At 66.0% G+C, this 21181-nt stretch carries 23 protein-coding genes and 1 riboswitch; of the genes, 9 read left to right on the forward strand and 14 right to left on the reverse strand.

Features of this window, described 5'->3' with window-relative positions; all coding sequences use genetic code 11:
* Nucleotides 1–14: 14 nt before the first annotated feature.
* The 7 genes from AC5RTE_RS16360 to AC5RTE_RS16390 form a co-directional block, all read right to left on the reverse strand.
* Entirely contained in the window at nt 15–1196 is a 1182-nt protein-coding gene (locus AC5RTE_RS16360; protein ID WP_494042431.1) for a cation:proton antiporter, read from the reverse strand.
* A 5-nt stretch (nt 1197–1201) separates the two neighbouring features.
* On the reverse strand, nt 1202–1684 hold the full coding sequence (locus AC5RTE_RS16365; protein WP_494042432.1) for a cation:proton antiporter regulatory subunit: 483 nt from the start codon (nt 1682–1684) through the stop codon (nt 1202–1204).
* Nucleotides 1671–2738 carry a LacI family DNA-binding transcriptional regulator gene (locus AC5RTE_RS16370; protein WP_494042433.1) on the reverse strand — a complete coding sequence of 356 codons (1068 nt, stop codon included), beginning with the start codon at nt 2736–2738 and terminating at the stop codon, nt 1671–1673. Before AC5RTE_RS16370 ends, AC5RTE_RS16365 begins: the two co-directional genes overlap by 14 nt.
* Entirely contained in the window at nt 2735–3424 is a 690-nt protein-coding gene (locus AC5RTE_RS16375) for a cupin domain-containing protein (protein ID WP_494042434.1), read from the reverse strand. The genes AC5RTE_RS16370 and AC5RTE_RS16375 overlap by 4 nt, the downstream gene beginning before the upstream one ends.
* Before the next feature lie 53 nt (nt 3425–3477).
* Complete coding sequence (locus AC5RTE_RS16380) at nt 3478–4428, reverse strand: DUF6807 domain-containing protein (protein ID WP_494042435.1); 951 nt, start codon at nt 4426–4428, stop codon at nt 3478–3480.
* The gene (locus AC5RTE_RS16385) at nt 4425–5543 is read right to left on the reverse strand and encodes a Gfo/Idh/MocA family protein (RefSeq protein WP_494042436.1); all 1119 of its coding nucleotides are present in this window, start codon (nt 5541–5543) and stop codon (nt 4425–4427) included. Before AC5RTE_RS16385 ends, AC5RTE_RS16380 begins: the two co-directional genes overlap by 4 nt.
* A 103-nt stretch (nt 5544–5646) precedes the next feature.
* Entirely contained in the window at nt 5647–7050 is a 1404-nt protein-coding gene (locus AC5RTE_RS16390) for an MFS transporter (RefSeq protein ID WP_494042437.1), read from the reverse strand.
* A gap of 195 nt (nt 7051–7245) precedes the next feature.
* Here AC5RTE_RS16390 and AC5RTE_RS16395 point away from each other — a divergent pair, with 195 nt between their 5' ends.
* Genes AC5RTE_RS16395 through mnhG form a run of 6 tightly spaced genes read left to right on the forward strand, consistent with a single transcriptional unit; the run spans nt 7246 to nt 13674 of the window.
* Nucleotides 7246–10338, forward strand: coding sequence for a Na+/H+ antiporter subunit A (locus tag AC5RTE_RS16395; RefSeq protein WP_494042438.1), 3093 nt, complete (start codon nt 7246–7248; stop codon nt 10336–10338).
* Entirely contained in the window at nt 10335–10856 is a 522-nt protein-coding gene (locus AC5RTE_RS16400; protein WP_494042439.1) for a Na(+)/H(+) antiporter subunit C, read from the forward strand. The genes AC5RTE_RS16395 and AC5RTE_RS16400 overlap by 4 nt, the downstream gene beginning before the upstream one ends.
* Nucleotides 10853–12457 (forward strand): Na+/H+ antiporter subunit D, encoded by a 1605-nt coding sequence (locus tag AC5RTE_RS16405; RefSeq protein ID WP_494042440.1) that lies wholly within the window; start codon nt 10853–10855, stop codon nt 12455–12457. Before AC5RTE_RS16400 ends, AC5RTE_RS16405 begins: the two co-directional genes overlap by 4 nt.
* Nucleotides 12454–12999 (forward strand): Na+/H+ antiporter subunit E, encoded by a 546-nt coding sequence (locus AC5RTE_RS16410; protein ID WP_494042441.1) that lies wholly within the window; start codon nt 12454–12456, stop codon nt 12997–12999. Before AC5RTE_RS16405 ends, AC5RTE_RS16410 begins: the two co-directional genes overlap by 4 nt.
* Entirely contained in the window at nt 12996–13274 is a 279-nt protein-coding gene (locus AC5RTE_RS16415; RefSeq protein WP_494042442.1) for an MrpF/PhaF family protein, read from the forward strand. The genes AC5RTE_RS16410 and AC5RTE_RS16415 overlap by 4 nt, the downstream gene beginning before the upstream one ends.
* Entirely contained in the window at nt 13264–13674 is a 411-nt protein-coding gene (gene mnhG, locus AC5RTE_RS16420) for a monovalent cation/H(+) antiporter subunit G (protein WP_494042443.1), read from the forward strand. The genes AC5RTE_RS16415 and mnhG overlap by 11 nt, the downstream gene beginning before the upstream one ends.
* 21 nt (nt 13675–13695) lie before the next feature.
* On the opposite strand, the gene AC5RTE_RS16425 is transcribed toward mnhG, so the two are convergent.
* The 7 genes from AC5RTE_RS16425 to AC5RTE_RS16455 form a co-directional block, all read right to left on the reverse strand.
* On the reverse strand, nt 13696–13959 hold the full coding sequence (locus AC5RTE_RS16425; RefSeq protein WP_494042444.1) for a DUF4235 domain-containing protein: 264 nt from the start codon (nt 13957–13959) through the stop codon (nt 13696–13698).
* Between the two features lie 117 nt (nt 13960–14076).
* Nucleotides 14077–14292 (reverse strand): CDGSH iron-sulfur domain-containing protein, encoded by a 216-nt coding sequence (locus AC5RTE_RS16430; RefSeq protein WP_494042445.1) that lies wholly within the window; start codon nt 14290–14292, stop codon nt 14077–14079.
* A complete protein-coding gene (locus tag AC5RTE_RS16435) occupies nt 14289–15335 on the reverse strand; it encodes a glycosyltransferase family 2 protein (RefSeq protein ID WP_494042446.1) in 1047 nt (348 codons plus the stop codon). Before AC5RTE_RS16435 ends, AC5RTE_RS16430 begins: the two co-directional genes overlap by 4 nt.
* Nucleotides 15332–16393, reverse strand: coding sequence for an iron-containing redox enzyme family protein (locus AC5RTE_RS16440; protein WP_494042447.1), 1062 nt, complete (start codon nt 16391–16393; stop codon nt 15332–15334). Before AC5RTE_RS16440 ends, AC5RTE_RS16435 begins: the two co-directional genes overlap by 4 nt.
* A 76-nt stretch (nt 16394–16469) precedes the next feature.
* A complete protein-coding gene (locus tag AC5RTE_RS16445) occupies nt 16470–16931 on the reverse strand; it encodes a DUF4383 domain-containing protein (protein WP_494042448.1) in 462 nt (153 codons plus the stop codon).
* 122 nt (nt 16932–17053) lie between these two features.
* Entirely contained in the window at nt 17054–17263 is a 210-nt protein-coding gene (locus AC5RTE_RS16450) for a hypothetical protein (protein WP_494042449.1), read from the reverse strand.
* Nucleotides 17264–17354: 91 nt separating this feature from the next.
* Nucleotides 17355–17897, reverse strand: coding sequence for a heme-degrading domain-containing protein (locus tag AC5RTE_RS16455; RefSeq protein WP_494042450.1), 543 nt, complete (start codon nt 17895–17897; stop codon nt 17355–17357).
* Nucleotides 17898–17969: 72 nt separating this feature from the next.
* A riboswitch (TPP riboswitch) is annotated at nt 17970–18110 on the forward strand.
* Nucleotides 18111–18164: 54 nt separating this feature from the next.
* Here AC5RTE_RS16455 and AC5RTE_RS16460 point away from each other — a divergent pair.
* From AC5RTE_RS16460 to AC5RTE_RS16470, 3 genes are read left to right on the forward strand one after another with little or no spacing between them, the layout of a single operon-like run.
* Nucleotides 18165–18788: an ECF transporter S component gene (locus AC5RTE_RS16460; protein ID WP_494042451.1), complete on the forward strand. Its 624-nt coding sequence runs from the start codon at nt 18165–18167 to the stop codon at nt 18786–18788.
* Complete coding sequence (locus AC5RTE_RS16465) at nt 18788–20338, forward strand: ABC transporter ATP-binding protein (RefSeq protein ID WP_494042452.1); 1551 nt, start codon at nt 18788–18790, stop codon at nt 20336–20338. The genes AC5RTE_RS16460 and AC5RTE_RS16465 overlap by 1 nt, the downstream gene beginning before the upstream one ends.
* The gene (locus AC5RTE_RS16470; RefSeq protein ID WP_494042453.1) at nt 20335–21135 is read left to right on the forward strand and encodes an energy-coupling factor transporter transmembrane component T family protein; all 801 of its coding nucleotides are present in this window, start codon (nt 20335–20337) and stop codon (nt 21133–21135) included. Before AC5RTE_RS16465 ends, AC5RTE_RS16470 begins: the two co-directional genes overlap by 4 nt.
* Nucleotides 21136–21181: the final 46 nt, after the last annotated feature.

Here is a 21181-nt window from a genome sequence, read left to right on the forward strand (position 1 = left end):
CACGCCAACTGCTGTCACGCCTTCGCGGCAACGCCCGCGGACGGCAGCACGGACTTCACCAGGGGTTCCACGAACCGTGCCGCCAGCGGCCCCACCACGGCCATAATCAGCACATAGGCGGTGGCCAGTGCGGCAAGTTCCTCCGGGATCGCACCTGACGCGAGGGCCAGACCGGCGATGACGATCGAGAACTCGCCGCGGGCTATCAGGGTGGCCCCGGCGCGGAAGCGGCCGGGGCGTGCGATGCCCATGCGCTTGGCCGCCCAGATTCCCGTTGCCATTTTTGTTGCTGCCGTGACCAGGGCGAGCACGAGTGCCCAGCCGAGCACCGGGGGAATGGACGAAGGGTCCGTGTTGAGACCGAACGCCACAAAGAAGATGGCGGCAAACAGATCCCGCAACGGTTCAAGGATTCGGGTGGCGTTGTGGGCGGTGGCGCCGGAGATGGCGATGCCGAGCATAAAAGCCCCCACAGCCGCGGACACCTGCATGGCCGAAGCGAGACCGGCCACCAGCAGTGCAGCGCCCAGGACGTTGAGCAGGAACACCTCGGAGTTTTCGCTGTGCACAGCCTTGGACACGTGGTGCCCGTGGCGGAGGGCCACCATCAGCACCAGGCTGACGACGGCCAGCGCGATGCCCACCGTGGTGAGGCCGCCGAGAAAGCTGACTCCGGCAAGGATGGTGGTGAGGACGGGAAGATAGACCGCCATGGCCAGGTCCTCAAAGACAAGGATGGACAACACCACCGGAGTTTCGCGGTTACCCAGCCGGCCCAGGTCCGTGATGACCTTCGCAGCGATGCCCGATGAGGAGATGTAGGTGACCCCGCCCATCACCATTGCGCCCACCCCGCCCCAGCCCAGCAGCAGGGCGAGCGCAGCGCCCGGCGCGAAATTAAGGACCAGGTCCAGCACGCCGGCCTGCCAGGAGCGGCGGAGTCCCGTGAAAAGCTCGGCGGCGGTATATTCCAGTCCGAGCATAAGCAGGAGCAAGATGACGCCGATTTCCCCGGAGAGGTGTGCGAACTCGTGCATACCTTCAAGCTTGATGATCCCGCCGGCGCCGAATGCGAGCCCGCCCAGGAGATACAGCGGGATGGGTGACATTCCGATCCGTCCGGCCAGCCTGGCCAACAGGCCCAGGCAGAACACAACGGCCCCCAGTTCGATGAGGGTCAGGGCCAGCGGGTCCATCACGTTTATCCGTGACGCAGGATATCGGCCGCCGTATCGAGGCCTTCCTGGGTGCCGACTGCTACCAGCAGATCACCGGTGTGCAGGACGACGTCGGGTCCCGGCGAAGGGAGCACCTCGCCTTCGCGCATGATGGCCACGATGGAAACCCCGCAACGGGTGCGGATGCAGGCCTTCCCCATGGGCTGGTTCTGGAACGGGGAGTCGGGGGCGATCGAGAACTGCCGGGTGACAATGCCGGGCACGTCCTTATGTTCTTCGGTGAGCTTCATGGCAAGGTGCTGCCCGCCCAGGAGGTTCCCGAGGGTCGCAGCTTCGTCCCCGGTCAGGGGAATCGATGCCTGGCAGGTATCGGGGTCGTCCCAGGTGGAAACGATAAGTTCCGTCTGGCCTTCCCGCAGCTCCACAACGCCAATCCGGCGGCCGGATGCTGTCATGAAGTCCTTCCGACGGCCGAGGCCCGGAAGGTCCGTCTCATCCACGTTCATGGGTTAAGCCTAGTCTGCCGTGACCTTCTTGTGGCGGACCTGAGGATTCCCGCAGGACCAGCCGCATGCCTGTCGGGCCAGGTTCCGGGGGAGCCGGTGCATCAGGGGTAAGTGCGGCGAGCAGCTGGTCTATTGTGCTGCTTCCCTGGGCTTCCAGCTCCATCTGCACCGTGGTCAGCGAGGGCACCAGGAAGGCGGACTCCGGCTGGTTGTCCCACCCCACCACGCTCACATCTGAGGGCACGCGGAGGCCAAGGTCGTGGAGCGCCCGCATGGCGCCGATGGCCAGTTGGTCGTTCGCGGCGAAAAGGGCGGTGATGGAGGTATCGGCCATGAGCGTCCTGGCTGCCGAATAACCGGAGGCGGAGCTCCAGTCAGCGTGGGCAACGCCCCCGTCCTCGATGCCTTCGTCACTGACGGCTTGCCGGTACACGGCCAGGCGGTTGCGCGCAGCCGGCCACTCCTGGGGTCCGGCGATGTGGGCAATGCGGCGGTGCCCCAAACCGGCCAGGTGCGCCACGACCGCCCGCGCCGCGGAGCCGTCGGCTATCCTGCCCTGTCCCCGCATCTTGTCGTCGTACTCCCCGGCGATTACCACGGGGATGAGTCCCTGGGCCTGCAGGAGGTCGCTGCCCGGAATCGGCACGAATGACAGGATCCCGGCGTAGGGACCGCCGTCGAGGATTCCGCGGAGCCGCGCCGTGCGCTCGGGCCCGGTACTTTCAAGGGCCACGACGTCGAGCTGGTAGCCGGCCGCGCGGGCGGTGGCGGCCGCGCCGTTAAGCATCCGGGACGGGAAGTAGGGGGAGCCGCCGGGCACGAGGGCCAGGAGCCGGTACGTGGCCTTGGTCCGCAGGGAACGGGCGGTGAGGTTAGGCGAGTATTTCAGTTCCGCCATAGCCTGCTCCACCTTCTGCGCGGTGGCCGCCTTGAGCTTGGAAGGGTCCGCCATGTAACGGGAAACCGTTTGATGCGAGACCCCCGCGAGCCGGGCCACTTCGTAGATAGTGGCGGCGCGGACGGGCTGCTGCGGCCCGGCTGGGGAGTTCGTCACAGCCTGGAATCATCCCACGTGGTCAGGTGCCCGCACATGCCGTAGCCTTCACCGGTCCGCTGCCGGGCCCGGGCCACTGCCGCCCCTGCCATGGAGGCCGCCGAGCCGTCCTGGAGTTCCTGCAGGGCCTGCCCGGTGGCGTCCGCCTGGCTGCGGACGTTTGCCGCCCAGAGCTCCTTCCAGTGTTCAACTTTCGGGCGGACCAGTGCGGCGGCGAGGCGATGGAACCCGGCCAGGGCCTCCGGTCCGTCCTGCCGGACAGACCTTCGAAGTTCCTCGTATCCTTCCAGGGCCAGGTCCCGCCGCCGGCGTGCAGCCGCAGCAACCATCTGCTGGTCAGCGGCGGCGGGAAGTACGGCGTACTCGGCATAAAGGTCCGGGTTCAGCAGGACGGGCCGCGGGAAGGTCAGCACGGCATCTCCGGCTTCAGGCAGGCCGGCGTTGGACATGATCACGTTGAGCGTGAGCGCATCCGTGTTGACCAGGCGGTGCACAGTGCCGGGACTGAACCATAACAGCGACCCGGCGGCCAGGCTGTGCTCGGCCACACCATCCATGGTGATGGTGTGGACCTGGCCGGCTCCGCCCGTTACCAGATAGGCCTCCGAGGAAACGGTGTGCAGGTGCGGGGAGCCGCCGCACAAACCGTCCGCGGCCTCCCAGTCATAGACCCGCAGGCCGGTCACGGCGGTACCTCCGGGAAAGCCGGGAACTGCAGGAGGTGTGTCCTGTGCGCCGTTCACCGGCCCGCCCGGGGTGCAGAGGCACCAGCAAGGACGTCGCGTGCTGCAGTGGCCAGCGCTTCCGCCCGGGCTGCGTCCGCCCCGCCGTCGGCGATGACTACGCCGTACCGGTAGCGCGCAGTGGAACCGGCCTCAAACAAAACTTCCCGGCTGAAAAATGGAGCCGGCCCCATACAGGCAAAGGGCTCAGACCGGGCAAACCATTCGGGCTGGGGGTGGGCGCTGTGGGGGTCGTCAACCATGACCACGGTGGAGAAGCGGCAGGTTTCATCGTGTTGGCCAACGAAGGAAAGCCAGGGTGCGCGCTGGCCGCGCAACTCTTCACCCGCCGCCCCGCCCGGCCCAATGATGGTTCCGCCGGCAAAGGACCGGGGACCGCGCCAGAACAACCCGCCGTACCCGGCGTTGTCCCGCCCCTCTGTGGTGGGCGACCCGACATGGATGTCCCTGCCGGAGACGTTGGTCATGACCGAGTCGAAGACCAGGGTGTAGCTGGCGTCTCCGCCGGGCACTACCTGGAAAGACCTTTCCTCCTCAACGACGGACACCCCCGCCTGCGTGATCCACTGCAGCGTATGGGCAAAAATGAACCTTCCGCCGTCGTCCGCTGCCTGGCGGATCTCACCGTGCCGCATGGCACCGTTGTTCGGCAACCACTGGTAATCCTGGCCCCGGCGGTAGCTCGGCCCGCCCCAGAAGTTGTCCGCCCCCAGGTGCGGCAGCGACCATGCAATGCCCTTGTGCCACACGTGGTCATGCGGGCGGTAGGCGCTCACGAGGTCGCCCGCCGCGGTACGGACCGGATGGAAATACGGCCGCGGCGACTCCACCTGGGGATCGTCGGCGGCATAGGTGTACGTCAGGACGGGCACGCCGTCGAGTGAGACTGCGACGGCGGCACCGTCATCAGACCAGCTGAGGTGGCTTGCGGAGGGCCCGGCGCTCATGCATTGCTCTTTTCAAGTTTCCAGGGTTCGAACCGGCCGTCAGCACGGTCGAAGAAGGGGTTTCCTTCAGTGATTTCCCCGCGGCGCACGGTTTTGCCGGTGATGGCGGAAGCGTAGATTGCGGCTGCGAGTTCCATCGTGGGGTAGGCCTCGGCAAGCGTGACGGGCGGCACCCGGCCCGAGCCGATGGCGTCGACGATGTGCGCGTACTGCGCGGGATGACCGCTGGGTATGACGGCCTGCCCGTCCGTCCAGAGATCGGAGAGATGTTCCTGCCCCGGGGCCGGGGTGAAGCGCCAGTGGGCGTCGTCATAGCCGTAGAGGTGCTCGAGTTCCACGGTGGCATTTTCGTAGTCGAACCGTAGCTGGGAGGTTTCCCGCGGTGATATGACAGAGTTGATCACGGTGCTAAGGGCGCCGGATTCGAAACGAACGATGGCGGTGGAAACGTCCTCGGTTTCCGTGCGGCGTGCGAGCCTGCCGGCGAAGGCGCTAACTTCCTGCCACGGGCCCCAGAGGTGGAGCAGCAGATCGAACTGGTGGATGCCGTGACCCATCGTTGGACCGCCGCCTTCGACATCCCAAAGGCCACGCCACGGAACATCGAAATACTCCTGGTCTCGGAACCACAAGGTGTTGCAGAAGCCGGTGAGCGGATTGCCGAGGACTCCGGAATCCTGCAGCAGGGCAAGTTTCCGCGCGCTGCTGCCAAAGCGGTGCTGGAAAATGCAGCTGACGTGCTTGCCTGATGCGCGTTCGGCCTCCTGCAATTCGCGCATCTGCCGCAGTGAGAGCGCCGGGGGCTTCTCGAGCACCACGTTCAGGCCAAGGGACAGGGCCTCCAGGGCCAGGGAGGCGTGTGACGACGGGGGTGTGCACACGGCCACGACGTCCAGTCCCGCTTCTGCGGCAGCAGTGAGGCTGGGAGCCGTCTGTGCGAACCCCAACTTCGCCGCAAATGCTGTTGCCCGGTCTGCGTCGATATCGACAGCGACAGCAAGCTCCGCGCCCGCGAGTTCCAATGCTTCTGCATGGGCGTGGGCTATGCCGCCCGTTCCGATGATTCCCGCGCGGGGGCGTTGCGGCGCCTGCTCCATGGTGGTGCTCCTGGTCATTGAAAGGATTCAGATGGTCAATCACCACCAGTATGTGATCGATAACAGTCGGGGTCAATACCTATTACTGAACCAAGGGCGCGCGGGAAGGAGTGCCGGAGGATTAGGCCGCCGGGACTACCGCAATGGGCGCCTTGCCCGGCGACTTAACTGGCAGCAGCACCAGGAGCCCGGCAAGGAGTACCACCATGATTCCCAAAATGCCCCAGCGCTGTGCTTCGCCCGGCGCCACCAGCGGGGTGGCCAGGGTGATGCAGAGGGTGAAGAGCGCCGGCGCCAGGAAGCTGACGGCGCGGCCTGTCGTCGCGTAGAGCCCGAAGAGTTCACCGGATTCGCCGTGCGGTGCAAGGCGGGCAAGGTACGCCCGCGAGGAGGACTGGGCGGGCCCCACAAACAGGCAGAGGAAAAGCCCGAACACCCAGAAGGTGGTAGCGCCGGGCCACTCAATGCCGAAGAAGTTGTAGCTGTCGTTTCCCAGGACCAGGATGGCGGTGCCGGCGGTCAGCAGCCCTGCCAGGGCGCCTACGATCACGGCCTTGGGGCCGATCCTGTCATCGAGGAATCCTCCGATGATGGCGCCCACAGCGGCGACCACATTCCCGAAGATCGCGAAGAAGATGACCTGCGACAGTTCAAAACCGAAAGTGCCCGCGGCGATGATGCCGCCGAAGGTGAAGACCGCTGCAAGCCCGTCACGAAAGACTGCGCTCGCCAGCAGGAAGTAGATGGTGTGCGGACTCGTGGCATAAATCGCCTTGATCCTCCGGATCAGCAGCCCGTAGCTGGCCACGATTCCCAGCCGCCGTGCCTGCGGCGCCTTCGGCAGCTCAGGCACGGCAAACAACACCGGCAGGGCGAAGACGAAGAACCACAGGGCCGAGAAGACGGCAACGAGCCTAATGTTCAGGCTTTCCTCGGTGGAGGCCCCGAACCAGTCAAAGCTGGGTTGGACGAACAGCTGCAGGACGATCAACAGCGCGACGATGCCACCCAGATAGCCCGCGCCCCAGCCAAATCCGCTGACCTTCCCGATGTTCTTCGGTGTGGAGACCTGGGCCAACATGGCGTTGTAGTTAACGCCTGCAAATTCGAAGAACACGTTGCCCAGGGCGATGAGTGACACTCCCAGCAGGAGGAATTCGGGCCGCGGGAATACAAAAAAACACAGCGCGGTAAGGATGGCGACGGCGGCGGTGTTCACTCCCAGCCACAGCTTGCGCCGCCCGCCGGCGTCCGAGCGCTGCCCGGTAACCGGAGCCAGCAGCGCAATCGCCAAGCCGGCAACGGCCAGTGCCCCGCCCAGGACCGCTGAGGCCTGGTCCTCCCCGCCGAAGGCATTGGAGGTGAGGTACACGGTGAACACGAACGTGGTCATCACAGCGTTGAAGGCCGCCGACCCCCAGTCCCAGGATGCCCAAGCCAGGACCCGGCCTTTGCTGGTTGCCTGATTCCCGGATTCGAGTTCCGAGGACGGGTGCGTGGCCCCTGGAGCGCTGGCGCTGTTCATACGATGCATCGTATCCGCCCGTGGCGAACAGGCAGGGGACTTCAGGCTTGTGAGGCCGGGGAATGCGGGCACAGGATACATCACAGGCTGAGGAAGCGGCGGCAGAGCCTTGATAAACTGGGCCCTCCCGAACCTTACGAATGACCGCCAGCTCCAACTTTTGATAATCGACACCCTGACGTTGCGGAGATATCAGTGATCACAGTCCTTGCCGTGCACTTTACGGTGGCTGTGGTGGCGCCGTTCCTTTTCAAAATTTGGGGCCGCAACGCTTTTTACGCACTGGCGGCGGTTCCCGGGGTCTCCTTCATCTGGCTGCTGTTACAGCACGGACCTGTCTATTCGGGCCGGGGAGCCATCGCCGAGGTGGTTCCCTGGATTCCAGGCCTTCAGCTTGAGTTCGCCTTCCGGATGGATGCCCTGGCGTGGGTCATGTCCCTGCTGGTGCTGGGTGTCGGCTCGCTGGTCCTTGTCTACTGCGCGCGGTACTTCAAACCGACGGACCAGGATCTCGGTGCTTTTGGAGCCCAGCTCCTTGCCTTCGCCGGGGCGATGTTCGGCCTGGTGGCGGCCGACGACCTCCTGCTGCTGTTCATTTTCTGGGAACTCACTACCATCCTGTCCTACCTCCTGATCGGATTCGCCCGCACCCGTCTGGCGGCCCGCCGCTCGGCGCTGCAGGCGCTGATGGTCACCACCGCCGGTGGCCTGGCCATGCTGGTGGGCCTGATCATGCTCGGCTACGCAGCCGGTACCTACCGCGTCTCGGACATCCTGCAGGAGGCGCCTGCGCTGGTGGCCGGACCTTCGGGCACCATGGTGAGCGCCGCCGTCGTACTCATCCTGGCAGGCGCCATCACCAAGTCGGCCCTTGTGCCGTTCCATTTCTGGCTCCCGGGGGCCATGGCCGCTCCTACACCGGTCAGTGCCTACCTGCACGCCGCGGCGATGGTCAAAGCGGGCATCTACCTTGTTGCGCGGCTGGCCCCGGGCTTCGCCGGGACGCCCTACTGGCAGCCGGTGGTTCTTGGCCTCGGGCTGGCGACCATGCTGGTGGGCGGGTACCGGGCGCTGCGGCAGACCGATATCAAACTCATCCTCGCCTATGGCACGGTGAGCCAGCTCGGCTTCCTCACCATGGTGGTGGGCCTGGGTACACCGGACGCAGCCCTGGCCGGCCTTGCGATGCTGTTGGCCCATGGCCTGTTCAAGGCCACGCTGTTCCTGGTGGTGGGCATCATCGACCACCAGTCAGGTACCCGCGACGTCCGCAGGCTTTCCGGCGTTTTCCGGTCCTCCCGGGCCCTGGGCATTGTGGCGGGCATAGGCGCCGCGTCCATGGCAGGGGTACCCTTCCTGGGAGGTTTCGTGGCGAAGGAATCGGTGCTGGAAGCGTTCGTCCATCACGCCGGTGCCCCCGCCGCCGGGCCGTGGGGGATGGTGGTCCTGGCCGGGCTGGTCCTGGGATCCGTCCTTACCTTTGCGTACAGCGCCCGTTTTATGTGGGGCGCATTCGCGGTCAAGCCGGGAGTGGAGCGCACGCCCTTCAAGGCCGTCAGGCCCTCCTTCCTGGCCGCGCCGGCCATCCTCAGTCTCCTGACCATCGTCTACGGTTTTTGGCCCGTCCCGGTGGACTCGTGGATCCAGCCGTATGCGGCCCTGTTTGCTTCTTCCGCTCCCGACGCCGGCACCCCCGGTGAGCAGGCGGGGCACCTGGCGCTGTGGCACGGCTTCACGCCCGCGCTTGGCCTGACCGCCCTGACCTTCGCACTTGGCCTGGCGATGTACTTCGGCCGGAACGCTGTCTCGCGGGCCCAGTCCCTGGTCCCCGGGTGGGTGGACGGGGACAAGGCCTACCAGTACACCATCGGCGCACTGGACGACGTGGCGGTCTGGGTCACGGGACGCACCCAGCGCGGTTCGCTGTATTACTACCTTGCCGTCATCCTCAGCGTGGCCTTTGTGCTGCCTCTCTCGGCCATCCTGCTGGCGGGCAAGCCCCTTCCGCCGGGCATCTACCTTGTGGACCCCGGCTCCCCGCTGCAGCTTGTGGTCGGCGCGGGAATCGTGATCGGCGCCCTGGCGGCGGTCAAAGCGAACAAACGGTTCCTCGCGGTACTGATGGTCTCCGTGACCGGGTATGGCATCGCCCTGATGTTTGCGCTCCAGGGCGCTCCTGACCTTGCCCTGACGCAGATGCTGGTGGAAACCATCGTCCTGGTGGCCTTCGTTTTGGCGCTGCGCAGCCTGCCGCCGGAGCTCCGGGACCGGACCGGCGGCAAATACCGCGTAGTGCGGGTCATCATCGGTTTATGCTTCGGCGTCACCATGGTCTTCGCCGCCATCTACGCCATGGGTGCCAGGACAGCCGTCCCCGTCTCGCTGGAATTTCCGCGCCTTGCCTACGAGGGCGGCGGGGGGCTAAACATTGTCAACGTCACCCTGGTGGACATCCGGGCCTGGGATACCTTCGGTGAAATCACCGTCCTTGCCCTGGCCGCCACCGGCGTGGCAAGCCTCATCTTCATCCGGGGCCGTGGCGACCGGATCAGGAACTCCGCCACCGTTGCCGCCGGCACCGTGGGCCGCTACCGCCCCGTCAACCCGAGCACCAGGGACGCCGCAGCGCTCGCGGTCAGCCGGAAATTCGCAGCGGCAGCACGGGACGCGTGGATCGTGGCGGGCCGGACGCTGGCACCGGAACGGCGCTCCATCATCTTCGAGGTGGTTACCCGGCTGATCTTCCACTCCATGATCATCTTCTCGCTGTACCTCCTGCTGGCCGGGCACAACCTCCCGGGCGGAGGCTTCGCCGGCGGCCTCACCGCAGGCCTTGCCCTTGCCATCCGCTACCTTGCCGGCGGGCGCTTCGAGCTGAGAGAGGCCACACCGGTCAGCGCCGGTGCCCTGCTGGGGGTCGGCCTGGCGGTTGCCGCTGCCTCCGGGGTGGCGCCGCTGCTGCTGGGCGGCCAGGTGTTCCAGACGGCCATCATCGAACTCTGGCTGCCGGTATTCGGCGACATCAAGTTCGTCACCTCCACCATTTTCGATATCGGCGTGTACATCGTCGTGGTGGGCCTGGTGCTGGATGTCCTGCGGAGCCTGGGCGCCGAAATCGACGAGCACCTTGAAGAACGGTCCGCCGCCCCGGCCGGCGCTGTCACCGAGGACGGTCCGGATTCCGAGGCAGAAAGCCCGGACGCCGATACCACCCGCAGTGCCGCGACCGTACCCAGCCGGGAGCCCGAAGGCTTCCCCGCCGAGACCACCACAAAGGGCCAAGCATGAGCGTAAACCTGACCCTGCTGATTGTCATGGGCGCCCTGTACGCCTGCGGTATATATCTGCTCCTGGAACGCAGCCTCACACGCGTGCTGCTGGGGCTGATGCTCCTGGCGAACGCCACCAACCTGCTGATTTTGGCAACCGGGGGATATGCCGGGCTGGCCCCGCTGTACGCGAAGGACACCGCCGCCCGGGACTACAGCGATCCGCTTCCCCAGGCGCTGATCCTGACGTCCATCGTGATCTCCTTCGCCGTCACAGCCTTTATGCTCGGCATCATCTACCGCACATGGGTGCTGGCCCGCCAGGATGAAATCCAGGACGACGTGGAAGACCTCCGTGTGGCGGTTACGCCCAGCTTCGATGCCGAGGATGACGCGGAGATCCCCGCCGAAACTTCCGAGTTCCCAGTGGCGACAGTGCTGGTGGGCGGCCTTGAATTGCCGGCCGAACGCGCGGCCGCAGAAGAAAGACCAGGCTCCACAAACGTGGCCACCGGCCCGGAAGGAGCCGGACAATGAATCTTGCAAGCCTTGCCCCGCTCGCCGTCGTCCTTCCCATCCTGGGCGCTGCCCTGACATTCCTGCTGATCCGGCACGCACGGGCGCAGCAGGCGGTCAGCATTGCGCTGCTGTCCCTCACCCTCCTCCTGGAATGCTTCCTGCTGGCCTCGGTCTGGGACGGCGGAACTGCCTCCGTGACCATCGGCGGCTGGCTGCCCCCGTGGGGCATCGTGATGGTGGTGGACCAGTTCTCCTCCCTGATGCTGGTGGTCTCCTCGGCAGTGAGCCTGGCCGTCCTGGTCTATGCCACCGGGCAGGGCATGGCCGACGGCGACCAGGACGCGCCGGTCTCGATCTTCCACCCCACCTATCTGATCCTGGTGGCGGGCGTTTCCAACGCGTTCCTCTCAGGTGACCTCTTCAACCTTTACGTGGGCTTCGAGATCCTGCTGACCGCAAGCTACGTCCTGATGACCCTCGGCGGCACCGGGCCGAGGATCCGGGCAGGGGTGACCTACGTGGTGGTGTCAGTAGTGTCGTCCGTGCTGTTCCTGATCGCCATCGCCATGGTCTACGGCGCCACGGGAACCGTCAACATGGCGGACCTCGCCATCAAGCTCGGGGAACTGGACCAGGGCACCAGAACGCTCCTGCACGTCATGCTGCTGGTGGCCTTCGGCATCAAGGCGGCAGTCTTCCCGCTGTCCTTCTGGCTGCCGGACTCGTACCCCACCGCCCCCGCGCCGGTCACCGCCGTGTTCGCAGGCCTGCTCACCAAGGTGGGCGTCTACGCCATGGTGCGCACTGAAACCCTGCTCTTTCCGGGCGATACCCTCAATACGCCGCTGATGGTGGCGGCCCTGCTGACCATGGTGGTGGGAATACTCGGTGCCCTGGCCCAAAATGACATCAAACGTCTGCTTTCATTCACACTGGTCAGCCACATCGGCTACATGGTGTTCGGCCTGGCCATGTCCTCCACGGCAGGACTGGGCGCGGCCGTCTTTTACGTGGCGCACCACATCACCATCCAGACCAGCCTCTTCCTGGTGACCGGCCTGATCGAGCGCCGCGGCGGAAGTTCATCGGTGGACCGCCTGGGCGGCCTCGCCAAACTGTCGCCGCTGCTGGCGCTGCTGTTCTTCGTGCCCGCCATGAACCTGGCCGGCATACCGCCGTTCTCCGGGTTCCTGGGGAAGGTGGGACTGATGCAGGCCGGCATTGAGCTGGGCACGCCGCTGGCATATGCCCTGGTCATCGGCGGCGTCCTCACCAGCCTCCTCACGCTGCTTGCCATCGCCCGGGTCTGGAACCGTGCCTTCTGGCGCAGCCCGGCCGATGCCGAGCATCCGGACCCCGTACTGCTGGCGCCGCCCCTGGCGCGGGTTGCCGGCCCGGGAGCCAAGCGGAACACCGTAACCCTCCTGCCGCGCACCATGGTGGGATCCACCCTGGGACTCGTGGTCCTTGGTGTCGCGCTGACAGTTTTCGCGGGTCCGCTGTTCACGGTCTCTGACCACGCGGCGGAGGACATGCTGGACAGGTCCTCCTACATCCAGGCGGTCCTGGGAGAGGACACCGTTGTTCCAATGGTCCTGACGTCCGGAGGAGGCAAATGAGCCGCCGGCGGATTTCCCTGCGCCAGGAACTTCCCCTCCTGGTGTGGCTTGTCATCGTCTGGGGTGCGCTGTGGCAGGACTTCAGCCCCGGGAACCTCCTGTTCGGTGCGCTGCTGGCCGTTGCCGTGGCCAGGTTGTTCTACCTGCCGCCAGTGGAACTCAGCGGCCGGTTCAACGTCCTCTACGCCGTTCCCTTCGCGCTTGTGTTCCTGGCCAAGGTGGTGGTTGCCAGTGCGCAGGTCCTGTACTTGTCAGTGGCCCGCGGTCCGAAGGTGAAAAACGCCGTGGTGGCCGTGACGCTGCGGAGCCACCAAGACCTGATGGTCACCGCCACCGGGCATGTGATTTCCCTGATCCCGGGGTCGCTGGTGGTAGAAGTGGACAGGTCCACGTCCACCCTTTATCTGCACGGCCTGAACATCAGCTCCGCAGCGGATGTTGAAAACCTGAGGAATGAGGTGCGTTCCATCGAAGCCGGGCTGATCAGGATCATGGGCACGAAGGAAGAACTCGATGCAGTCCGAATGGAGGCAGCCGCATGATGCAGACTGTGCTGGTCCTCACCGCCGTGATCTTTTCGCTCGCCGCGGGCGGTGCCATCATCAGGATCGCACGCGGACCCTCGCTGCTGGACCGTGTGCTCGCAGCGGACGTCCTGCTGGCAATCCTCGGCGGCGCCCTGTGCGTGGACATGGCCGTGAACCGTCACCTGAACAACCTGATGCTGGTGGTGGCCACCTCCATCATCGGTTTCCTGGGGTCTGTGACTGTCGCCCGTTTCGTGGCCGACCGAAGGGAGGTGCCGGGTGAATCCTGAAGCCACCTCCATGGATTTCTGGACTGACCTGGTGTCCGCCGTTTTTATGGTGGCGGGGGCTGTTCTGTCGCTGGGGGCCGCAGTCGGCCTGCTGCGCTTCCCGGACCTCCTAAGCCGCATGCATGCCGCCACCAAGCCCCAGGTTCTGGGGCTGTTCCTGCTGCTGGGAGCCATTGGCCTGCAGATGCGCACCTGGTGGGTGTGGCCCGTGCTGGCCGTGGCCTGGATTTTCCAGCTTCTGACGGTACCGGTATCCGCCCACATGGTGGGCCGGTCGGGTTACCGCACCAAGCACCTGCACCGGGAACTGCTGACGTCCGACGAGCTGGAGGCAGTAGTGCAAAAAGCCGCCGCTAAAACCGCCCGTGAGGACGATTCCGGCGACGGCTCCAGGAAATAACTGCCGGGCAGCCCCGTCAGCTCAGACGATGTCCTTGGACTTGGCGAACCGGGTGATGGCCCGCTGGGTACCGCGGTTTGCCAGGACCTGGATGACGGTACTGACCAGCGCCGAGATCAGCGCGAACGTCAGCGCGGACTGCAGGCTCGTGGGGATGTCCTCGTCCTTGCCGGTGGGCGGTTTACGTCCTGTGGTCTTTTCCCAGATGGTGTTGACCAGCTTGGTTCCGGCGAAGCCGGCGCCCAGGCTCACACCGGTGCCGAGCAGCTTGATGAAAAGGTTCATTCTTAGTACTCCTTGCGGGCGGAAAACGGGTTGACTTCAGCCTAGCGGCATCGCGGCCGGGAGCCGGAGCGGCAAGGGCGCGGTTCGCTCTAGGCGTTGGTGGACGCAGAGTGCGCCTCAGCTGCCGGGCGGTTCCGTCCGGAACTTGATCATTTTGTGCGTACCGTCGCAGTAGGGTTTGATGGCCGACGCGCCGCAGCGGCACAGGGCGACTGTCTGGCGTTGGCGGGGAACCGGGTCCCCTGAGGGCGTCACTATTTCGAAGTCACCGCGGACAATCAACGGCCCGTCGGGGCATACCACGATCGAGCTGTCGGCGGATTCCTGGTTCATGGCTGCTCCTGGTCGGGGGTGGGGGCGGTCGTTTGGTTTTCCTGGTGGCGGAAGCCGGCAAGTCTTCCCGAGTGCCGGCGGCGAAGCTCGGCCTCCGAGTGCGCCGCGGTCTTGAGCCGCGACCCCGCGTAAGGCACACCCCCGCTGAGGCGGAAGGCGAGTGCGATCCAGATGCAGACAGCCCTCTCCGCAACCCAGAGCGGGGCGCACCAGACTGCACGGAAGGGAAAAACGGTTGTCCCCCTGTGCCGCCGCCGCCCGATTTCGGCAATAATGACAGGCGCCGCAGCCAATCCCATCAGTACGCGCCCGCGGTGTTTTCCTGGAAGGCAGGCTGCGGCGGCAATGGCTGGAAGCAGGGACAGTTCGGCGGCGAGACGGCGGGGCTGGGCGAAGTCGTCGTAGGCCTGCCGGGTGCGCTGCTTGAGGAAGTGCCGCGGCTCGGGCGGCGTGCGGGCAACGAACAGGTCCGGAACGATTTTCTCCCTGCCCCCCGCTGCCTTGACGGTCCTGATCAGCTCCAGGTTTTCGAAAAGCACCGGATCGTAGCCGCCGGTTGCCAGCAGCGCGCTCCGGCGCACGGCCAGCGTACCCGGGAAGTCTGCCGACCATGCCCGGTTGATCAGGGACCTGGACGTGTCCCACCACCCGTGCCAGGGCAGGGGATCGAAGTAGTTCTGCGGCCTCACAACGTCCGCAGACGCGAGGTGACTAACGGCGGCGGTGAGTGATTCGCGCGTGTAGCGCACGTCGTCGTCGGCTATCACCAGCAGTTCCGCCCGGGCGGCCCGGACGCCCGTCATCACGCCGGCCACCTTGCCGTTTCCGTTACCGGCACCCTCCGGGCGGATATGGCGGACAACAGGCGGGAAAGCGTCCCGGTGCCGCTCGAACAGCTCCGGACCGGACCCGTCCACGATGGTCACCGGGATCCACCCGCCGAGTCGCTCGAGATAGGCAACCAGCTCCGGCAGGCCCGAATCATCGGTCCAGCGCAGCGGCAGGATGTACTCCGCAGGCTGCCCCAGGGCTGTGGTACTCACGCTGCTGCCGGCACTGCCGCCCTCAGCGAGGTCTGCCCGTTCTCCCAGCACGCTAAAAGGTGTGACGAGAGCCTGCCGTCAACGGCCATCACGGCTGTCGCCCCGAACAGGACGTCCCCGAGCAGCTCGGGTTCGGCCTCCACGAGTCCTCCTGCGAGGTCGCGGCCGGCGATCTGCTCGTGGACCGCGTCGGCTTCCACATGTTCGTCGAAGTAGTGGGTCACCTCGGCGTCGAAGCCGTGACGGCGGAAACCGCTGCCATACAGCCGGTTGGGCTGGGAAGAGGTCATCTCATAGATGGCCAGATGCCCGGTGATTGCGCCGCGCAGCCGCCGGTTGAGCCCGAACAGGGACATCATGTTGACCGCCGCGAGGGAGACGGCGGGGACGGCGTTCACGTAGGCGCCGTAGTGATCGTCCATCCCCAGGCCCCGCATGGTGCGGGCAAAAAGCGCGCTGTGCATGCGGTCCGGGCGCCCTCCGCCGTACTCGTCCGCCTGGATCTCCACCAGTGCAGCCTTCGCCCTGCCGGTAAGCCGGGGAATGGCCCAGGTGTGCGGGTCCGCTTCCTTGAGCTGGTAGACCGACTTGTGGACCAGGAACTCCTTGAGCTGGTCCAGGGTTGCCTTCTTGGCCACATACCGGGACACGCTGGGACCGGTGTCCGTGGCGGCCAGGCCGAAGAGGACGTCGGCCACGGCGTCGCTGGTCATTTCCGCGGCAGGGGGGAGGTCCAGCTCCCCGGCTGCCGACTGGGCGGCTGCCCGGAGCGCCTCTTCGAAAGGCCTTTCGAGCAGGCGGCGGACCTGGATGAGGCCCGGCTCCCACTCCCACTCATCACTGACACCTTCAAGGCCGGAGTAGTGCAGCTCGTAGAGGGAGAAAAGTGCCAGCTGGACGTCGTCGTCGCCGATGATGTCGGTGGCCGTGCCCAGCTGTGTCACCACCAGCCGGCGCAGTTCCTCAACGGCGGGGGAGCTGTCACCGGCCCCGGCTGTTGCTGCCAGGACCCGGAACAGGGCGGTGCTGATGGGACCTCGGGGTTCAGGGATCTTCATGATTGCTCCTTCGGGCGGCAGCGGTGCTGCCGGGTGCTTGGCCGTCGACGGTGGCGGTTTCGGTCAGGGCGGTCGTTCAGGTTGCGCCGCGGCTGCGCCGCGGGGTGGTCCGGGGGGCCAGCAGGATGGCGAGAATGATCATGGTCGAACCCAGGGCCAGGTGGAGCCAGTTGTCGGCGCCGTTGAGTGGGATAAAGTTGGCGGGAGTTTCGTCCCCCACCAGGAAGCCGTAAAGCCAGAGAACCAGGTACACGACGCCCCCGTAGATCAGGAAGCTTCGTGCCTTCTGGTGGGTCCGGGCCAGCAGCAGTCCGGCCGCCCCGAAGGCAAGGTGCACGATATTGTGAAGGACCGACACCTGGAAGAGGTTCAACAGCAGGGCTCCGGAGCCGTGTCCGGCCATGCCCAGGGAGTCGTAGTTGCTGGTGATCCCGGGGACAAACCCCAGGACACCCACCAGCAGGAAGAGGGCGCCGGTTACGAAGGCAGCCTTCTGCAGGCCCGTCCTCGCGCCGGTGGCCCGGGTGCTGACTGTCATGACCTGTCTCCTCAAAAGCCTGGAGACAACATAGTAAGCATGGTTACTAATAAAAGCTAAGTGCGCCTGCCGGTGCTGCTGCCCGCCGGCCACTGCCGGCAGCGTCCGCGCAGCCGGCGGGCTCACCCTTCCGGGACGATCCACACGTAGGGGTTTGGCTGGTGCCCGCCGCGGCGGCCGTGCTCATACCCCTGCTGCCAGGCCTTTCCGACGGCGGATACCAGTTCAGCCAGCAAAGGATAGTAGGGGTGGTCGGGGCCGATGTAAATCATTTCTTCCTCGGCCTTGTCCACCGCTGCCCGCACCTGGTTTTCGGCTGTATTACCGAGCATGGCGCCCCCTCCTGTTTGGAACTTCCGCCACCCGTCTCGAATGTACTCCCGGCATCCAAGGGGAGTCCATCGCCCTGGTTGGGAACCCGCGTCAGTCCGTTCGCATGGAGCTGAGGATCTCGCGCAGCGCCTGTACCACCAGGTCATGGTCCTGCACCTGGGGAAGCCCTGAAACAGTGACCGTAGCCACCGCTCCCACTCCGGCGACATATACCGGGAACGAGCCGCCATGTGCCGCATACCGGCGCTGATCAAACCAGCCCTGGTCTTCGATCCGTCCGCCGCGGGTCCGGGCGCGCAGCCCCACCAGCAGGGAGGGCACCTCGTACCGGGCCGCCGTTCTCTGTTTGGCGCGGATCCAGTGCTCGTTGTCCGGGGTGGCCCCCGCCAGGGCGACATGGAACAGGACCTGCTCACCCTTGGTGATGTCTATCGCGATGGGGAACTGGCCCTCCTTCCCCAACTCCACAAGCAGCAGCCCCAGGTTCAGTGCGTCGTCCATGGAAAAGCCTGGAAACTGGAGCTCCCGGATTTCGCCCTCTATCCGGGCGATAAGAGCCTGCAGCGATCCCTCCGGCTGGACGGCATCCGAATCCGGATCGAACTCAGTCACATGCGGTGAATTGGCGGTCATGGCCCACAATCTACCCTTCCTCAGGTGTAAACTGGACCCCGCCCACAAGGGCAATTATTTACTCACAGAATCATTCAACGACAGGGGAGCGCCGCCGTCGGGCATCACTGGCCAAGCCAGGAGCCGCAGGTGGGCGCTGAGAGTGCGGACAGCCGCAGACCCTCGAACCTGATCCGGTTAGTACCGGCGCAAGGGAGTCGAGTTCTCGAAGCTCCGCAGTGGTTTGCCGCTGCGGTTCTTTCCCCTCCTGTTCCTCAGGAGGATCGCATGGCAACTACAGCAATCAAGAAGACCACCAGCAGGTCCTGGCGCGTTGTGGACATCGTGGTGGCGGCGTTGATCGCCATCGCAGGCGGCGTCATTTTCTGGGCGTGGTCCCAGGGTGCCGCAGCAGTGTCTGCGCCGATGAACGCCCTTTACCCGCCGCTTACCGGACTGATCGCCGGCGGCTGGATGATCCCGGCGGTGCTGGGCATGCTGATCATCCGCAAACCGGGCGCCGCCCTGTTCTGCGAAACCGTGGCAGCCACCGGTGAACTGCTGATGGGTTCGCAGTACGGTGCCTCGGTGCTGTTCTCCGGCTTCGTCCAGGGCCTGGGTGCGGAAATCATTTTCGCGATTTTCGTGTACCGGAAGTTCAACCTGCCGGTGTCCCTCCTCGCCGGTGCTGCTGCCGGGCTGTTCTGCGGCCTCAATGACTCCTTTGCTCCCTGGGGCTGGAACATTGCCTACTCGGGCGGCGACAAGCTTGCGTACATTATCTTCACCGCGATCTCCGGTGCCGTCATCGCCGGGGCGCTGTCATGGATCGCCACCCGCGGCCTGGCCAGGACCGGTGTCCTGAGCTCCTTTGCCTCGCGGAAGGCAGCCACGGAGCCGGTTTTCTCCTGATGACAGCGCCTTCCGTCCACGGCGCGTCCGTGGCGGCGCGCCCGGCTGCCGTCACCGCGCGCGGCTGGGGCTGGCGGCATGCCGGGCGTTCCAGGCCTGCTGTCCGTGCCCTTGACCTGGACATCCGGCCAGGGGAGCGCGTGCTCCTGCTTGGCCCGTCCGGAGCCGGCAAGTCCACGTTCCTCCATGCGTTGGCGGGGGTGCTGGGGGATGCGAACGACGACGGCGAGGCCGGCGACTCCGACGAGTCGGGTTCGCTGCTGGTCGACGGCGCCTCCCCCCGCGATCAGCGCGGCCGTGCCGGGTTGATGCAGCAGGACCCGGAGACACAGGTGGTCCTGTCACGGGTGGGGGACGACGTGGCCTTCGGTGCCGAGAACCTTGCTGTGCCCCGGGACCGTATCTGGACCCGGGTGCACGAGGCTTTGGACGACGTCGGGCTGTCCCACCTGCCGCTGGACCATCCAACGTCTGCACTGTCAGGCGGCCAGAAACAGCGGCTGGCCCTGGCCGGCATCCTTGCGATGCGGCCGGGGCTGCTTCTCCTCGACGAGCCGACAGCCAACCTGGATCCCGCCGGGGTGGTGGAGGTGCGCGACGCCGTCGGGCGCTGCCTCGACAAAACCGGAGCAACCCTGGTGGTGGTGGAGCACCGCGTCTCCGTCTGGAAGGACCTGGTGGACCGCATTGTGGTGCTGCAGCCCGGTTCTTCGACCGACCCGGGGGTGCTCCTGGACGGGCCTCCGGACCAGGTTCTCGGCGAAGCCCGGAGCATGCTCATTGAGGCCGGGGTCTGGGTGCCCGGGTATGTTCCGGCCACCCGCCCACGCACGGCGGATCCGGCTCCCGGCTCCGGGGACCTGCTGCTTGCCGCCGAAAACCTGGCCGTATCCCGTGAACGTGCCCGCCGCAAGGGCTTGCGCAAACTGCCGCCAGTACCGGTCCGGCAAGGCATCTCGGCGCAGGTCCGGGCAGGGCGGGCGCTGGCCATCACCGGACCCAACGGCGCAGGAAAGTCCACCCTTGCGCTGACCCTCGCCGGGCTGCTGGAGCCCGTTGCCGGGAAAGTTTCGGCCACCCTGGCGCTTAGCCGTGGGGCGGGAATCGACCCGTACAAGTGGAAGGCGGAGCAGCTGATTGAACGCATGGGCACCGTTTTCCAGGAACCTGAGCACCAGTTCGTGACCGGGAACGTGCTGGACGAACTGCGCTTTGGTCCGCGCCACCTCGGGCACGGGGAAGAGCGGGTGGATGAGCTGCTGGAGCGGCTTCGGCTCACCGAACTGGTTGATGCGAACCCCTACACACTTTCGGGCGGCGAGAAGCGTCGGCTTTCCGTAGCAACGGTCCTGGCCGCGCATCCGCAGGTCCTGATCCTGGACGAACCCACCTTCGGGCAGGACGCCAACACGTGGGCTGAGCTGGCATCGTTCCTCTCTGAACTCCTGGACGCCGGCACAGCCGTGCTATCCGTGACCCACGATGCTGAGTTCACGGCGGCGCTGGGTGGAACGGAACTGCGCCTGGCAGCAGAGCCGGTAGTGCGATGAGACAGGAGCTGAACCTGCGCGGCAACAGTGCGCTGCTGACCCGGGCCAACCCGCTGAGCAAGTTCGCGGCCGTCTTCCTGATCACCGCCGTCCTTGCACTGTCCATTGACTGGGTTTCCGCTTCCGTGGCGCTGGCGTTCGAGTTCCTGCTGTTCCCATTGGCGGGCCTCACCCTGACGCTGCTGTGGCAGCGGGGGTGGCCGCTGATCCTTGCCGCAGCCGTAGGCGGCTGGAGTACCTCCATCCTGGCGGTGGACAGCGGAAAAACGCTGATCGACGTCGGCATCTGGACCATGAGCGAGGGGTCGCTGGAGCTGGGGGTCGGGTTTATGCTGCGTGGCCTGGCAATCGCGCTCCCGGCGGTGCTGTTGATGAGCTGCACTGACCCCACGGACCTGGCCGATGCGCTGGCGCAAAAAGCACGCCTCCCGCACCGGTTCGTGCTGGGGACTTTGGCCGCCATGCGCCTGGTGGGGCTGATGGCGGAGGAATGGCAGACCATCGGCATGGCCCGGCGGGCCCGGGGCGTAGGTTCCCGCGGCAGTGCCCTGCAGCGGGTAAAGGCCACGATGGGGCAGAGCTTCGGTCTCCTGGTTCAGGCCATCCGCCGTGCCTCAAGGCTGGCCGTGACCATGGAGGCGCGTGGTTTCGGCGGCGGGCGGCGGACGTGGGCGCGGGAATCCACCTACAGCGGGCTGGACCTGTGCGTGCTCGGTGGAGGCGTGCTGATGGCCGGCGCGGCCTTTGCTGCGGCCGTCTGGGCGAGCACGTGGAACATGGTGTGGCTGGGGAGCTGAGTGGTTTGCCCTGCTGTCCTACACATCAAACGTTCGGGCCGCCCGC

Source organism: Arthrobacter sp. K41 (genome assembly GCF_059089645.1).

Excerpts from the sequence above, each read along its gene's own strand:
- AC5RTE_RS16470 (WP_494042453.1), top strand. The coding sequence starts at position 20,335 with ATGAGACAGGAGCTGAACCTGCGCGGCAACAGTGCGCTGCTGACCCGG.
- AC5RTE_RS16365 (WP_494042432.1), bottom strand. The coding sequence starts at position 1,684 with ATGAACGTGGATGAGACGGACCTTCCGGGCCTCGGCCGTCGGAAGGAC.
- AC5RTE_RS16430 (WP_494042445.1), bottom strand. The coding sequence starts at position 14,292 with ATGAACCAGGAATCCGCCGACAGCTCGATCGTGGTATGCCCCGACGGG.
- AC5RTE_RS16390 (WP_494042437.1), bottom strand. The coding sequence starts at position 7,050 with ATGAACAGCGCCAGCGCTCCAGGGGCCACGCACCCGTCCTCGGAACTC.
- AC5RTE_RS16465 (WP_494042452.1), top strand. The coding sequence starts at position 18,788 with ATGACAGCGCCTTCCGTCCACGGCGCGTCCGTGGCGGCGCGCCCGGCT.
- AC5RTE_RS16360 (WP_494042431.1), bottom strand. The coding sequence starts at position 1,196 with ATGGACCCGCTGGCCCTGACCCTCATCGAACTGGGGGCCGTTGTGTTC.
- AC5RTE_RS16410 (WP_494042441.1), top strand. The coding sequence starts at position 12,454 with ATGAGCCGCCGGCGGATTTCCCTGCGCCAGGAACTTCCCCTCCTGGTG.
- AC5RTE_RS16450 (WP_494042449.1), bottom strand. The coding sequence starts at position 17,263 with ATGCTCGGTAATACAGCCGAAAACCAGGTGCGGGCAGCGGTGGACAAG.
- AC5RTE_RS16425 (WP_494042444.1), bottom strand. The coding sequence starts at position 13,959 with ATGAACCTTTTCATCAAGCTGCTCGGCACCGGTGTGAGCCTGGGCGCC.
- AC5RTE_RS16380 (WP_494042435.1), bottom strand. The coding sequence starts at position 4,428 with ATGAGCGCCGGGCCCTCCGCAAGCCACCTCAGCTGGTCTGATGACGGT.
- AC5RTE_RS16385 (WP_494042436.1), bottom strand. The coding sequence starts at position 5,543 with ATGACCAGGAGCACCACCATGGAGCAGGCGCCGCAACGCCCCCGCGCG.
- AC5RTE_RS16400 (WP_494042439.1), top strand. The coding sequence starts at position 10,335 with ATGAGCGTAAACCTGACCCTGCTGATTGTCATGGGCGCCCTGTACGCC.
- AC5RTE_RS16445 (WP_494042448.1), bottom strand. The coding sequence starts at position 16,931 with ATGACAGTCAGCACCCGGGCCACCGGCGCGAGGACGGGCCTGCAGAAG.
- AC5RTE_RS16405 (WP_494042440.1), top strand. The coding sequence starts at position 10,853 with ATGAATCTTGCAAGCCTTGCCCCGCTCGCCGTCGTCCTTCCCATCCTG.
- AC5RTE_RS16440 (WP_494042447.1), bottom strand. The coding sequence starts at position 16,393 with ATGAAGATCCCTGAACCCCGAGGTCCCATCAGCACCGCCCTGTTCCGG.
- AC5RTE_RS16455 (WP_494042450.1), bottom strand. The coding sequence starts at position 17,897 with ATGACCGCCAATTCACCGCATGTGACTGAGTTCGATCCGGATTCGGAT.
- AC5RTE_RS16415 (WP_494042442.1), top strand. The coding sequence starts at position 12,996 with ATGATGCAGACTGTGCTGGTCCTCACCGCCGTGATCTTTTCGCTCGCC.
- AC5RTE_RS16460 (WP_494042451.1), top strand. The coding sequence starts at position 18,165 with ATGGCAACTACAGCAATCAAGAAGACCACCAGCAGGTCCTGGCGCGTT.